At 44.2% G+C, this 14,110-nt stretch carries 7 protein-coding genes and 1 pseudogene; 4 read left to right on the top strand and 4 right to left on the bottom strand.

All coding sequences use genetic code 11. From position 1 onward, the window contains the following. The first annotated feature begins 54 nt into the window (after positions 1 to 54). The 3 genes from J7545_RS17280 (at position 55) to J7545_RS17270 (ending at position 7,699) form a co-directional block, all read left to right on the top strand. Positions 55 to 5,262: a non-ribosomal peptide synthetase gene (locus J7545_RS17280; RefSeq protein WP_318719919.1), complete on the top strand. Its 5,208-nt coding sequence runs from the start codon at positions 55 to 57 to the stop codon at positions 5,260 to 5,262. 244 nt (positions 5,263 to 5,506) lie between these two features. After that, entirely contained in the window at positions 5,507 to 6,910 is a 1,404-nt protein-coding gene (locus J7545_RS17275) for a cytochrome P450 (protein ID WP_318698761.1), read from the top strand. Positions 6,911 to 6,934: 24 nt separating this feature from the next. Further along, on the top strand, positions 6,935 to 7,699 hold the full coding sequence (locus J7545_RS17270; protein WP_318698760.1) for a thioesterase II family protein: 765 nt from the start codon (positions 6,935 to 6,937) through the stop codon (positions 7,697 to 7,699). 299 nt (positions 7,700 to 7,998) lie between these two features. Here the strand turns inward: J7545_RS17270 and J7545_RS17265 are convergent, their stop codons facing one another. The 4 genes from J7545_RS17265 to J7545_RS17250 form a co-directional block, all read right to left on the bottom strand. After that, a complete protein-coding gene (locus J7545_RS17265; protein WP_318698759.1) occupies positions 7,999 to 8,400 on the bottom strand; it encodes a biopolymer transporter ExbD in 402 nt (133 codons plus the stop codon). Beyond that, positions 8,384 to 9,043, bottom strand: coding sequence for a MotA/TolQ/ExbB proton channel family protein (locus J7545_RS17260; protein ID WP_318698758.1), 660 nt, complete (start codon positions 9,041 to 9,043; stop codon positions 8,384 to 8,386). Before J7545_RS17260 ends, J7545_RS17265 begins: the two co-directional genes overlap by 17 nt. A 207-nt stretch (positions 9,044 to 9,250) precedes the next feature. Beyond that, positions 9,251 to 10,987: an ABC transporter ATP-binding protein gene (locus tag J7545_RS17255; protein ID WP_318719917.1), complete on the bottom strand. Its 1,737-nt coding sequence runs from the start codon at positions 10,985 to 10,987 to the stop codon at positions 9,251 to 9,253. A 33-nt stretch (positions 10,988 to 11,020) separates the two neighbouring features. Continuing rightward, entirely contained in the window at positions 11,021 to 12,790 is a 1,770-nt protein-coding gene (locus J7545_RS17250; protein ID WP_318698756.1) for an ABC transporter ATP-binding protein, read from the bottom strand. Positions 12,791 to 13,776: 986 nt separating this feature from the next. Between J7545_RS17250 and J7545_RS17245 the strand changes: the two are divergent. Then, positions 13,777 to 14,110 (top strand): annotated as a pseudogene (locus tag J7545_RS17245) (energy transducer TonB); the annotation flags it as partial.

The following is a 14,110-nucleotide window of genomic DNA, read 5'->3' as shown; positions in this document are numbered from 1 at the left end:
ATCTCGGGATGTTGCCGGCCATATCCCTACCAATAACCGATACCGATAACTGCCATGCAATCTGTTCAAACCCTCCTCGACGATCTCAAACAGCAAGATATTAACCTCTATATTGAGGGCGATATCTTGCGGTGCAATGCGCCGAAAGAGAAGCTCACTCCTTCGTTACAAGCGCGACTGAAGGAACGCAAGAGTGAAATTCTCGACTTTTTGCGCCAGCAAATGGCGCTCGAAACGCTTGTTCCCCAACCCGAGTCGCGCCATCAACCGTTTCCCCTAACCGACATTCAGCAAGCCTATTGGTTGGGTCGTCAAGAGGGACTAGAATTAGGGGGCATTTCGGCTCATATCTACTGGGAAATCGAAACCCAAGGGATTGCGGTAGAAGAGCTAGAATGGGCATGGCAGTGCCTGATCGATCGCCATGATATGTTGCGGGCGATCATTGCAGAAAACGGACAACAGCGCATTTTAGAGCATACTCCTCCTTATCGAATTCTCGTCGTCGATTTGCAAGGAGAAACCGCAGCCACTCAAAGTGCCAGACTAGAAGAAATTCGCACAGACCTCTCCCATCAAGTGTTTCAGAGCGATCGCTGGCCGCTTTTCGAGTTGCAAGCCGCGCGTCTCGATTCTCAAACGGTGCGCTTTTGCTTCAGTTTCGATCTGATTCTCGGAGATGCTTGGAGCGTGCAAATTTTGATGGCAGAATTAGCCTATTTTCTCCGGCAACCTACTCTCACTTTACCTCCTCTAACCCTCTCGTTTCGCGATTGTGTTTTAGCCGAACAAGAAGCGAGAAAGAGCAACCGCTATCAGCGCGATCGCGATTACTGGCAAACTCGCCTGGAAACCCTTCCTCCTCCGCCGGAAATTCCCCTCCAAAGTAATCCGGCTGCCTTAGTTAATCCTCAATTTACCCGCCGTCGCCGACAACTGCCTTCTGAAGATTGGCAACGACTCAAGCGCCGAGCCAGTCAAGCGCAATTAACTCCATCAGGGGTATTGTTGGCGGCTTTTGCTGAGGTGGTGGCAACCTGGAGCAAAAACCCGCACTTTACCCTCAATCTGACTTTGGTGAACCGTCCGCCCTTACATCGGGAAATCGGGCAGCTTGTCGGCGATTTTACTTCGATTACTCTCCTCGAGGCTAATTGTACGGGAGAGGAGGCATTTATAACGCGATCGCAGCGCTTGCAAAAGCAACTCTGGCAGGATCTCGATCGCCAAACCTATAGCGGGGTGCAGGTTTTGAGGGAATTAGCCCGGCGCTCCCAACGCAGATCGGCGGCACTGATGCCTATTGTATTTACCAGTATGCTCGGGTTGGGGCAAGAGGATCGAGAAAGAACGGATTTACTCCAAGGTTTGGGCAAATTCATTTATATGATCAGCCAAACTCCCCAAGTTTACCTGGACAGTCAAATTTCCGAGGATGCCGGCAGTTTAGTTATTTGTTGGGATTCGGTAGAGGGATTATTTCCCCCAGGGTTGCTCGATGACATGTTTGCTGCTTACGGCAATTTTCTGCAACGTTTGGCTGATGAAGAGGAAGTCTGGATAGGGGCGGAGCAATCGCTGCTGCCTTCGGAGCAACGGGAATATCTGGCAGCATTTAATAATACCGACACTGAGTTGCCGGGAAATGATGAGCTGCTGCATACCCTGTTTTTCCAGCAGGCAATGGCACAACCAGAGCAAACGGCGGTAATTGCGGGCGATCGCATGTTAACTTATGGCGAATTGCGCGATTTGGTCCTCACTCTCGCCCGTCAACTACACGAGAGGGGGGCAAAACCCAACGAACTGCTTGCAGTGGTGATGGAAAGGGGATGGGAACAAGTTGTCGCAACTTTAGCCATTCTCACCGCAGGGGCGGCTTACGTTCCCATCGATCCGGAATTACCGGAAGAGCGGCGATCGCATATTATGGCTGAGGCAGGGATTTGTGGAATACTGACTCAGTCGAAGTTTGAAGATTGTCTCGATTGGCCGGAAAATCCGGAGCGCTTTTGGGTAGATGCGATCGTTCCAAAGCCATCTTGCCCCATGTTAGAGCCTCAACAAACAGAAACAGACCTCGCTTATATCATCTATACCTCAGGTTCGACGGGCAAACCGAAGGGAGTGGCGATCGAGCATCGCGGAGCAGTCAATACAATTCTCGATATCAATCAACGCTTTGAGGTAACGGCGGAAGATCGAGTGCTGGCAGTTTCTTCTCTTAGTTTCGATCTTTCAGTCTACGACATTTTCGGAACATTGGCTGCGGGAGGAACCATTGTGGCGATCGCCCCTGGTGCCAGTAAAGATCCTTCAAATTGGGCGGAACTCATCCACAAACACCGCATCACCCTCTGGAACTCAGTACCCGCCCTAATGCAGATGCTTCTCGACTATACAGCATCCCGTACCGATTTCAATCTCTCATCCTTGCGATCGATTCTTTTAAGTGGCGATTGGATTCCCCTCACTTTACCCCGTCGCATTCAAATGGCAACAGGAGGGCAAGTTATTAGTTTGGGAGGCGCAACCGAAGCCTCGATCTGGTCGATTTTTTATGCGATCGAAACTGTCGATCCAGCTTGGAAAAGCATTCCTTACGGTCGCCCTTTAGCCAATCAACGCTTTTACGTTCTCGATGAACTTCTCGAGCCTCGTCCGGTTTGGATACCGGGACAATTATACATCGGCGGTATCGGTTTAGCGCGGGAATATTGGCGCAATGAGGATAAAACCGCAAGCAGCTTTATCCAACATCCAAAAACGGGAGAACGACTGTATAAAACGGGAGATTTGGGACGCTATTTACCCGATGGTAATATTGAGTTTCTCGGACGAGAAGATTTTCAGGTAAAAGTTAATGGCTTTCGGATTGAGTTAGGCGAAATTGAGGCGGCATTGCTTCAGCATCCTGGGGTTAAAGAAGCGGTAATTGTAGCGGTGGGCGACTCCCAAGAAAATAAGCATCTCGCCAGTTATATCGTTCCTCAAAGAGAAGAAACTTCCAGCCCGACGGAGGTAGAGATAGAAGTCTGGCAAACTGTAGTAAAAGAGGCGAAGAAAAGCTCGCAAAAACGAGAGTGGAAACTCGATAGCGCGACTTTTACCAGGCTCTGGGAAGAACAGAATCAGCGCTATCTGCTTTCGGTTTGTTTGGCTTTCGATAGACTCGGTATTTATCAATCTCAGGGAGAAACTTACAGGGTTGAAGAGATTCTATCTCAATCTGGAATTATTCCTCGCTATCGGAAATGGCTGGCGCGCGCTCTACAGAAATTAGCACAAGCTGGATTATTGCAACAAGAAGGCGATCGCTTTACCAATATTGCTCCCTTATTACAAGCAGCCAAATCGCGCTATTCGCCAATTCCGAACGAACCGGAAACTTCCGATACTTGGCTCGATCTCCTACCCAGAGAACCGGATGCAGTCTTAGCCGATATTCTGGTTGAAAATATTCATTCAGCCGAATTATATACTTCCGATACCACTCGAAATGTTTATGAGGAAATCTTCGCCGATTGTAATGCGATCGCGGCAAGAGTTGTCGAATCTTTTGTGAAATCATTCGATCGCGATCGACCGATTCGCATCCTGGAAATTGGAGCGGGATATGGCACGACTGCCGCACATTTGTTACCCTTACTTCCTGGCGATCGCGTAACTTATCATTTTACCGATATTTCTCAGTTCTTTTTACAAAAAGGAAGAGAAAGATTTGGAGACTATCCTTTTGTCCGTTACGATATTCTCGATATTGAAAAATCGCCGCAACAACAAGGGTATAACTTGCACGAGTTCGACTTCGTTATTGCGGCAACGGTTCTCCACAATACCCGCAACCTGAAAGAAACATTAAATTGGACGCGATCGCTCCTTGCTCCTAATGGCTTGCTTTTGGCTGTTGAAAAGACGCAATTTCATCCTTGGTTTGACCTGAATATGGGATTGCAACAAGGGTTTGAACGCTTCGAGGATTTGGAATTGCGATCGCAACATCCCGTTTTATCTAAAGCACAATGGCAAACCTTATTATCGCAAGAAGGATTTAGCGAAAGTCTTTTCTTTAATCCGGCTAATTCAATTCGCGATCGCATTGGTTTTGATGTTTTTCTCGCTCGCAATTCGGCAGCAGTAACCTCTTTTAATCCTCATGACTTGCGAGATTATTTGAGTCAAAAGCTCCCAGCTTATATGGTGCCTTCGTCCTACACTTGCTTGGATGCTATTCCGCTCACGAGTAATGGAAAGTTGGATCGCAAACAATTACCAAAATCTGAGATAGAAAGCGATCGTTCTGCTCGAGAATATGTGGAACCAGAAACTGAAACCGAGAAATTACTCGCGCACATTTGGTCGGAAATTCTGCAAGTTGAAACTATTGGAATTCACGATAACTTTTTTGAAATTGGCGGCGACTCTTTACTCAATATTCAAGTAGTCGCTCGCGGGAATGAATGCCATCTCGAACTGAAACCGCAATATATTTTTCAATCTCCCACCATTGCCGAACTCGCTGCTTTCTTAGAACAGTCATCGTCAGATAATGAAGAGGTTAATTTCAGTCCTCTTATCCCGATTAAGCCAAGCGGTTCTAAGAATCCCCTATTTTGTATTCATTCTTCAACGGGAAGCGGAAGTTCTTTTATCGATATGGCTCGATATTTTAATCCGGAACGTCCCTTATATGCGTTACAATCTCGAGGGTTTAATGGCGAATTATCTCCACTTTCAACCATTGCCGAAATGGCAGAGACTTATATCAAAGCCATACAAACCATTCAACCAGAAGGTTCCTATTACTTATGCGGATGGTCTATGGGAGGAATTGTCGCGTTTGAGATGGCACGACAACTGCAAGAAAACAACATTGAAGTTGGATTTCTCGGTTTAATTGATATTATGGCAGACGATCGCGATCGGCAACTCGAGTTACTCAGTCAAGCGCACCCCAATGCCGATCTCAATCTCCAAGATATTTCTCTCGAACAGCAAAAAGTTATTGCAAATTTGAGTAAAACCAATACTAACGCCATGCTCATTTACCAGTTGCAACAATATGCCGGTAATGTAACGCTATTTAAAGCGCAAGAGCAACCGGAAAGGATGCCAGATTTCGTTGATTTTGGTTGGAGTCAATACATTTTCGGAGAATTAGAAGTGCAGGAAATACCGGGAAATCATTTCTCGATCGTGCGCTCTCCTCATGTTAAAGTTTTGTCTCAAAAAATTGGCGATCGCTTATCCGAATTTTCATGAGCTTATCTATGGCAACGATAAACTTTACCCGAGAAGAAAGATCGTGAATTCAAAATTACTACAATCTCTAGTCTCAGTCGGAATAATAAGTAGCTCCATCTCTCTAGTTTTAGGAATTAATGCTAGAGCAGCCTTGGGCTTAAAGCAAAAACTTAAAAAATAAAGAATTTCTGGAACCTATCTGGTAATTTACAACTAAAATTACAGCAATTCTTCAACCCTACTATTTGGAATCAGACCCACTATGAAACTACCTAAAGGTCCGAGTACCCCAAAATTATTTGAACTGATGCAAATGGGCAGTGATGCCTATGGGTATCTCGACAAGCGCGCCAGTCAGTACGGCGATTGTTTTCGGATTGGCGGTCGAAACGATCCAACCGTTTTCTTCAGCCATCCCCAGGCAATTGAAGCTATTTTCACTGCCGATAACGTTCGCTTTTACGAAGAAAAACCCAATATTGAAGTCCGGAACTTCTTTGAATTTTTGCTTGGAGATATTGCTTTTAAGGACACCAGTGCAGCGAATCTGAAACGCAGTCGCCAATTATTAAGGACGGTTTTCACGGGAGGCTTGTTAAAAAGTGCTTCCATGGGAAACTGTATGCAACGTTACGGACAACTCATTTGTGATGTTACCGATGACGTTATTGCTCGCTGGCAACCGGGACAACACTTTTACGTTCAGTCCTCCATGAAAACTATTACAGTTGAGTTTATGTCGCGAGTTTTGTTCGGGCTAACTGAAGGAGAACGTTACGAACGACTGAAGGCAAGTTTAATTCCCTTAATGGAATCGTTTAAATCGCCCTTTTACCTCAGCTCTGTCCTTTTTGGCTTTTTACAGAAAGATTGGGGAAAATACAGTCCTTGGGCCAAGTTACGACAAGCTAGAGATCGAACCCATCAAATCATTTTAGAAGAGATTAATGAACGCAGAATTCGAGGCGATTTCTCTGGGGTTGATGCGTTAAGTCGTTTTATGGCTTATCGCGACGACAATGGCAAAGCATTGACCGATGAAGAATTACTGATGTTCTCTATCATCGCCCTCTTTAATGGTTATGAGACGACCTCTTCTGCCATGACTTGGACATTATATTGGATTCATCGCGAACCTGAAGTTTATCGGCAAATTCAAGCTGAAATTAATGCCTTGGGAAGCGATCCAGATCCGGTCGAAATTTTCCGTTCGCCCTATCTAAATGCTGTTTGTAAAGAGGTGCGACGAATGTGCCCGGTTGTGGTCAATCCAAACGGACGGATTCTGAAGTTGCCGATGGAAATTATGGGCTATAAATTTGAGCCAGGAACGCAGTTAATTCCCTGCATTTACTTAACTCATATGCGAGAAGATTTATATCCAAAACCCAAACAATTCAAACCGGAGCGATTTCTCGAACGAAAATATTCCAAATATGAATATTTTCCGTTTGGTGGTGGTCACGCTCTTTGCAGTGGGTTTGCTTTAGCTGAGGCTCAGATTAAACTGGTGATTGCCACGCTGTTATGTCGTTGGCAAATGGCACTCATTGACGATAGTCCAGTGAAAACCGAACAAGTCGGAGCTTTTGAGGTTCTACCCCACAGAAGCTTGCAAATGGTAGCCTTACAACCCAAAGCTCAAAATTTTTTTGTCACTGTTTAACTTCTTTCTCTAGATAAATTTTTGATGATCTCTTCATTTTCTCATAATACTTGGATCAAATATTTTACGCCTAACCCAAATGCCCAACTGCGGCTCTTTTGCTTTCCTTATGCTGGAGGAAGTGCGGCGATTTTTCGCGATTGGCATCAAGAACTTCCAGAAACCATTGAAGTTTGTCCGGTCGAACTTCCAGGACGAAGTTCTCGCATGAGAGAACCTCTGTTTGAGGAAATGTCCTCTTTAATCGAGTCGTTAGGAGCAGGATTGCGTTCTTACTTGGACAAACCTTATGTGGTGTTCGGACATAGTTTTGGTGCTTTAGTCAGTTTTGAATTGGCTTGTTATTGTCGCGAACACCATTATCGTTTACCAGATTGCTTGTTGGTTTCCGGTCGCCAAGCGCCTCATCTTCTCGATCCTTCCCCAATGCACGCTCTCCCGAAAGAAGACTTCATTGAACAAATCAAGCGTCTGAATGGAACTCCTCAAGAAATTATGCAAAATCCGGAAATGATGGAGTTGCTCGTACCCATCTTGCGGGCGGATTTAAAAGTTGATGAAACCTATCGATATACGCCTAAAGCTCCTTTAGATATTCCTGTAGCAGTCTTTGGAGGGGAGCAAGATTCGGAAGCTAGTCGAACTCAGCTTGAAGCTTGGTCTCAACACGGAAGTTGCGAGTTTTCTTTACAAATGTTTCCGGGAGATCATTTCTTCATCAATACGGAGCGATCGCATCTACTTCAAACCCTTTCCAAAAAGCTCCAAGATATTGTTGAAGCCCAATAATAGACTAACAGACAGATAGAAATTTTAGCGCTTTTTTGATTTGATAAGTGCAAAGTTATGGTATTTAGCAGTGCCCAAATTTTGCATTTTGGCGGGAACTTCCCAGAAAAATTGGCGAGCGCATCATTTTCAACTTTTTCAGTAAACCCTACTTAAATTTTGCAAAGAAAAAGCGAAATTCACGAAAAAAACCGTGAACTGACCGGTTATTATCCCGAGTCAGTCGATGTAGATGAATAGATCGAACTCGCGAACATCCTGCGTGGTGTAAGGAAATCAGAAGTTATCAGACAACCATACTATTGTCTTTCAGCAGCGATCGCGAGTTTCACTCCTTCAAGTTGACGCAACAAATCCATGACTTCCACCACTCGACCATGATCGACGCTGCGATCGGCGTTGACAATGACTAGGGGTTCGGTTTCCAGCTCGATTTTCTGTCGGATCGCATTCTGCAACCCTTGCAGTTCAATAGATTGGCGATTAATTGCAAGGGCACCCTCTTTGTCAATAGTTACCGTAATTTCAGGACTCTTCTGAGCCTGAGCGGTAGAGGCTTTCGGTAAGGAAACATCCAATCCTTCCGAACGGGTCAAAAATAGCGTTGAAATAATGAAAAACGCCAAAATGGAGAAGATTACATCGATCATCGGCACGATATTAATCTCCAAACGCTCTTCTGGCTCATTGGGCAGTTGCATACGCTTCTTCTCCTGGTTTATCTTGCTCGTAATGGCGACGATACAGCAATTCCAACTGACCGCCATACTCTTGAATTAATGCCAGTTGGCGCAAATAGAGACCGCGAAATGTATTGGCAAAAAGTAACGTGAAAATTGCGACAACTAATCCCATCACTGTTGAAATTAAAGCCTCGCTTATGCCTCCTGTAACGGCTGAGGTGCGCGATCCTCCAACATCCCCAATTTGCAGGGAGCTAAAGGCTGTAATTAAGCCCAAAATCGTTCCTAATAAGCCTAACAAGGGAGAGACACTAATGATGGTCTCGAAGACGGTATTAAACCGCTTCAGGTTTGGTAACTCTGCTTGAGAGGCACTTTCGAGAGCCAGCCGAAATTCGTCTGGAGTCGGTCGGTCTAGTTCTAAGGCTTCGAGAAAAATTCGACAAAGGGGAAGTTCAGAGTTTTGCCGCAGTCGCGCGATCGCGGTTTGGGGTTCGCTTTGGTATGTTCTGAGGATATCGCGAATGACTCGACGCTGGCGGCGATTGATTTTTAACCAAAAATACAAGCGTTCGACAATCAGGGCGACGGAAATAATCGAAAATCCGAGCAGGGGCCAAGCGACGATACCACCCGCTAGGAAAAAATTTTCAATAGACATTGTAACTGAACTTAGGTGCTTGAGACTACAGTAAAAACCATTGCCATATTTTACGGCATAAAATGCAAATTAATGTCAATAACTATGTTAAAAAACTATTTATTTTTTAACACATAATCCGGATTCACGCCGATCGGAGAATTAGTATTAGAGAAATATTATCAATTTTTTGTGAATCCGTCCGAAGGAACAAGAGAATGAAGTTTCTCAAGACTGAGTTGCGGTTAATTTCCATCCCTTAGCCTGCTGTTGGACATCCCAGAAACGCTTATAGACTCCATTGAGGGCAAGGAGTTTTTTCCGATCTCCTTGTTCGACAATTTGACCGCGATCGAGGACGAGAATTTGTTCAGCAGCAGCGACGCTAGAAAGATGGTGGGCTATGACAATCAGGGTTTTTGAGGTAGTGAGGGCATTGATTGCTTTTTGTACGAGCAGCTCATTCTCTGGATCGATAGAGGCGGTTGCTTCATCGAGCAAGACAATGGGGGCATCTTTTAGAATGGCTCTGGCGATCGCGATGCGCTGTTTTTCTCCTCCGGATAGGGTGGTTCCACCTTCTCCAATCTGGGTGTGGTAACCGTCGGGTAATTGTTGAATAAAGTCGTGACAGCAGGCGGATTTTGCTGCTGCGATCACTTCTGCCATGGTTGCTTCCGGTTTGCCTAAGCGGATGTTACTGGCGATGGTGTCGTTAAACAGATAGACATCCTGAAAAACAATACTGATGTGCGAGAGCAATTCATCAATGTGAAGGTTCTTAATATTATGACCGCCGATGCAAATTTCCCCCCCATCCACATCCCAGAATCGAGCAATTAAGTTGGTAATGGTTGTTTTGCCAGAACCAGAAGCACCAATAAGAGCAGTCATGCTGTGTTCGGGAACGGTAAAGCTCATATTTTGTAAGATTGGCGTTCCCTCATAGCTAAAAGAGACATTTTTAAACTCGATATCGAAACGCTCTAACTTTGGCGACTGTTGGGGTTCGGGTAAAGGTGATAAATTTAACACTTCCGCAACACGATCCAGAGCAGCATCCATTATGCGAGTCATGGCGGCAAACTCCATCAGCCCAAAGATGGGGGTGTAAAACTGCAATCCGAGGACGAGAAAGAGGAGAAAAACTGCGATCGCGATCTCTCCCTGCAACAATAAATAAGTTCCCACAGCCCAAACGGCTGCAAAACCCAATTCTAACATGCCAGCAAATGCGACAATGGGCAGTGTTAAAGCAGAAACCATTTTTAAGTTCACTTGTTTGTATTCTTGCAAGGCATTTTGTAATTTGGCAAAGCGAGTTCCCGTTTGATTGCAGGCTTTAATAGTCGCCAATCCTTGAATGTATTCAATTGTGCGGGAATTGGCTTCAATAATTGCTGCTTTTTGCTCTTTGGCGATCGCCCGCATGGAGCGTTGATAGCTGACATAGATGATAACTGAGATCGGCACTCCTGCCAGCATTGCTAGGGTTAAACGCCAGTCAATGAAAGCGAGGAAAGCGGCGATGGTGGCTGGGAAAGCAATCGCCGTGACAACTTTCGGATAAACCCAAGAAGGAATGGGTTCGATCTTCCGCATATCGTCGCTCACCAAGCCATTGAGATCGCCAATTTGCCTTTCATTGAAAAATCCCATGGGAAGTTGGCGAATGCGATCGCCCAGTTGCAAGCGCAAGTCGGCAATGGCGCGATGGCTGGTTAAATAAGTGAGATAATTCGCACTATAGAGAAAGATTCCTTGCAAGAGCAGGCACAGAGCGATCGCGATCGTCAAGATTGTCAGTTTCTGTGAATCAATAGATTCTGATAATAACTCTCTCAAAATTAGATAGAGAAAACCGTAGGGGGTTGCTGCTAAAACTGAGGAAATAATATGTAGAAAAGTTCCGCGAATCAGTTGAAATCGATAGCTTCCTGCTATCTTAAATAAATTATTCAACATTTTCTAATTTCTCCCAAATCAACGCTTCAATATTTACGGAGAGACAGCCTTTAAAATGGATGCTTGCCTTTCTTGTAAAGTCCATCCTTTCGCCTGTAAATGAGCCTCCCAGAGATGGCGATAAATTTCGCAAGTTTCTAAGAGTTCGGAATGAGACCCACAACCGCAAGTTTTACCTCTATCCATCACGATAATTTGGTCAGCATCGACAATCGTAAACAGGCGATGGGCAATGACTAATAACGTTTTATCCGCAATCAGTTGGCTAATTGCTGCTTGCACTTGTGCTTCACTTTCTGGATCTAGAAAAGCTGTTGCTTCATCGAGAATGACAATAGGCGCATCTTTTAAAATTGCTCTAGCAATAGAGATGCGCTGCTTTTGTCCGCCACTTAATTTAGCACCTTGCTCACCAATTATAGTATTGTAACCTTGAGGCAGAGCGGCAATAAAACTGTGACATTGAGCTGCTTTTGATGCTAAAAAAACCTCTTCACGACTGGCGTTTGGTTTTCCCATAGTAATATTATTGTAAATAGTATCGTTAAATAGAGAAACCTCTTGGAAAACAAATGTCATTTGCGAGAGAAGATCATTATATCTTAAACGGTTAATGTTCACATCTCCCAAGTAAATTCCCCCTTCTGATACTTCCCAAAAGCGACCTAATAATCTCGCAATTGTTGTTTTTCCAGAGCCAGAAGCCCCGACTAAAGCTGTAACTCGACCGGGGGGAATGTGTAAGTTTATGTTTTGTAGAACTTCTTTTTCTTCATAGGCAAAAGAAACATTACGAAATTCAAATTTTAAATCTTGTGGCAAATCTAAATTTTCACTTTCTGGTAATTCTGGTTCGTTTAAAATAGTAAAAATTCTCTCCAATCCTTTTTGGGTTTGTGTGTAGACCTCTACCGATTCGAGTAAGCGCATTAACGGAGTACTAACACCAACCCCGAGTAACAAAAACAGAATAAATGTTTCTAAGGATAAACTTTCTTTTTGAAAGAGATGTAAACCCACAGGAAGAATAATAATCAAATTGAGCGATACGCTAACGCTGAATAATGTCCAAGGCAGAAGCGCGCGCTTAGACCAATCTTCTTCAAATTCTTGATAGTTACGCACGGATTTTTCGTAACGATCGAAAGACTTAATAGTTTGTGCAAAAGCTTTAATAGCAGGCATTCCACGCACATATTCGATGATTGTTGCATTCATACAATCTTGGGTTTCATAATACTCTTTAAGGATAGGCTTTAAGTCTTTAAAGAGTAAGTACTGAGAGCCAATACTTACGGGAATTCCTCCTAAAGCTGCTAGAGCCATACGCCAATCAATAATAAAAAGAGCCAGCACTGTGAAAGAAAAAGTTGTTATTAACCCAATTCCTTCGGGAATACCATGAGCTAACATCTGTTCGAGATATTCTACATCTTCATTAACAATTTTTTGAAGCATTCCAGTTGATTTACGATTGAGATAACTTAAGGGTAAATAACCTAATTTTTCGGCGAGTTTTACGCGGATATCGTAGAGAATATTATATGCAATTTTATGAGCAATTCCTCCCGATACTGCGAGCAGTCCCCAACGCAGAAGAATAGCAATACCAGCAATACCAACCAATGGCCAAATATTCTCGGGTTGGACGGGAGGATTTAAAAAAGCGGTAATGCCTAAATAAATCAGAATAAAAGGAACTAGCTGTAAACCTCGGGCTAAAATTGAAAGCCCGCAAGAAATGATGAACTTAATTCTGTAGGGTACTAATAATGGTAAAAGAGTAGGAGATGATTCTGTCATAATTAAACCTAATTATTTAAGTTGATTCAATGCTGGCGACATTGAATTGTACCTATACGAAAATAGAGTCAATGCTAGCGAAACCGAGGGAGATTACCAAGACAAAAGCACTCTTGTAACCCTATGCTGTGACTGCCCAACCACCAAAGTAGACAAGAAAAGTTTGTAGGGTAAAATTTGTTTCGAGTACTGTTGATCTATGCCGATCCATCATAAATGTGAACAATGCTATCATATCCATGCCATTGGTCAGTTGAGAGCTGATACTTACACCATAAAGAAGGGGTTATTTTACTGTTCATAAGGCTGGGATAAAGATAAGTTGTGATCTTGAACAGCCACAAGCCACAGAACCATAATAGAGATCGCCGCAGTCTCCACTGATTCACGAGCAAACCTGCGGAGATTGCCCTGGCAATGCTTGTAGCAATCCAATCGCTTCGAGAGACCTTCCCTGTTGGTTAACAAAGGCAGGTAAAGCCTTGTCAATAAAGGTGAGAGCAATATCTCTCAAGATATACAAGCTCCCGAGTAATACTAGAGTTGTTGGATGATGCTTGGAAAATTCGGTCATATCAACGAATAGTTGTCAAGAGGTTCTAAGGGTTAAGTCCCACAATGCTGATATACAATATCAGTAAATGCTCTCTTTTTCAAGATATTCACAAACGGATTATTTTTTGCCTCAAACGGATGAAAGATTCAGGTTTAGGGGCGGTGATTAAGATACTCTTGCCTTGTTGATTATTTGCACTTTAAGCTGACTCGCTTTGCTCCTCCTTATTCAAAAGTGTAATCGCTTAATAAAGAGAGTCTTAAGAATTTGGTTTATTGAGATCGAACTCAATTTTTTGAGCCGTTTTACGGTAAGATTCTGGAAAGTAAATTTTATTAAGGTTCCTTAAAGTCAGTAGCGAGTAAAGCAGACAAGTTTGAGGTTTCAGGAGCGATCGCGCTCTAAAAACATAGCATAGGGATTTGAGAACATGAGCTTATCAGCATTTTGTATCGAACAACGAGAAAAAGAAGGCAAATTTCTTAAAAGCTTTCTGCTTTATAGTTTGGTCACCTCATCCGTTATCCATTGCTTGGCACTGTTGGGGATACGTTGGTTTTGGGAACCCTTCCCGGCACTAGCTGAAGACCCCATCGAAATTATCATGGTCGATGCCCCAGAGCCTCCCCAACCGGAACCTCCCCAACCAGAGCCTCCCCAACCGGAGCCTCCCCCACCCCAGCCTCCCCAACCCCCGCCTGCCCCCCCCCATCCACCCCAACCAGCAACACCCCACCCCGAGCCACCCCGACCAGCGCCGCCCC

It is taken from the genome of Roseofilum sp. SBFL (assembly GCF_017746885.1).
In the GTDB taxonomy this organism is placed as follows: domain Bacteria; phylum Cyanobacteriota; class Cyanobacteriia; order Cyanobacteriales; family Desertifilaceae; genus Roseofilum.
The sequence above is the reverse complement of the archived record's forward strand: the minus strand, read 5'-3'. Positions and strand labels throughout refer to the sequence as shown.

What these genes read in the sequence shown, in the direction of transcription:
- J7545_RS17275 (WP_318698761.1), top strand. Translation starts at nt 5,507, where the DNA reads ATGAAACTACCTAAAGGTCCGAGTACCCCAAAATTATTTGAACTGATG.
- J7545_RS17255 (WP_318719917.1), bottom strand. Translation starts at nt 10,987, where the DNA reads ATGTTGAATAATTTATTTAAGATAGCAGGAAGCTATCGATTTCAACTG.
- J7545_RS17260 (WP_318698758.1), bottom strand. Translation starts at nt 9,043, where the DNA reads ATGTCTATTGAAAATTTTTTCCTAGCGGGTGGTATCGTCGCTTGGCCC.
- J7545_RS17265 (WP_318698759.1), bottom strand. Translation starts at nt 8,400, where the DNA reads ATGCAACTGCCCAATGAGCCAGAAGAGCGTTTGGAGATTAATATCGTG.
- J7545_RS17280 (WP_318719919.1), top strand. Translation starts at nt 55, where the DNA reads ATGCAATCTGTTCAAACCCTCCTCGACGATCTCAAACAGCAAGATATT.
- J7545_RS17250 (WP_318698756.1), bottom strand. Translation starts at nt 12,790, where the DNA reads ATGACAGAATCATCTCCTACTCTTTTACCATTATTAGTACCCTACAGA.
- J7545_RS17270 (WP_318698760.1), top strand. Translation starts at nt 6,935, where the DNA reads ATGATCTCTTCATTTTCTCATAATACTTGGATCAAATATTTTACGCCT.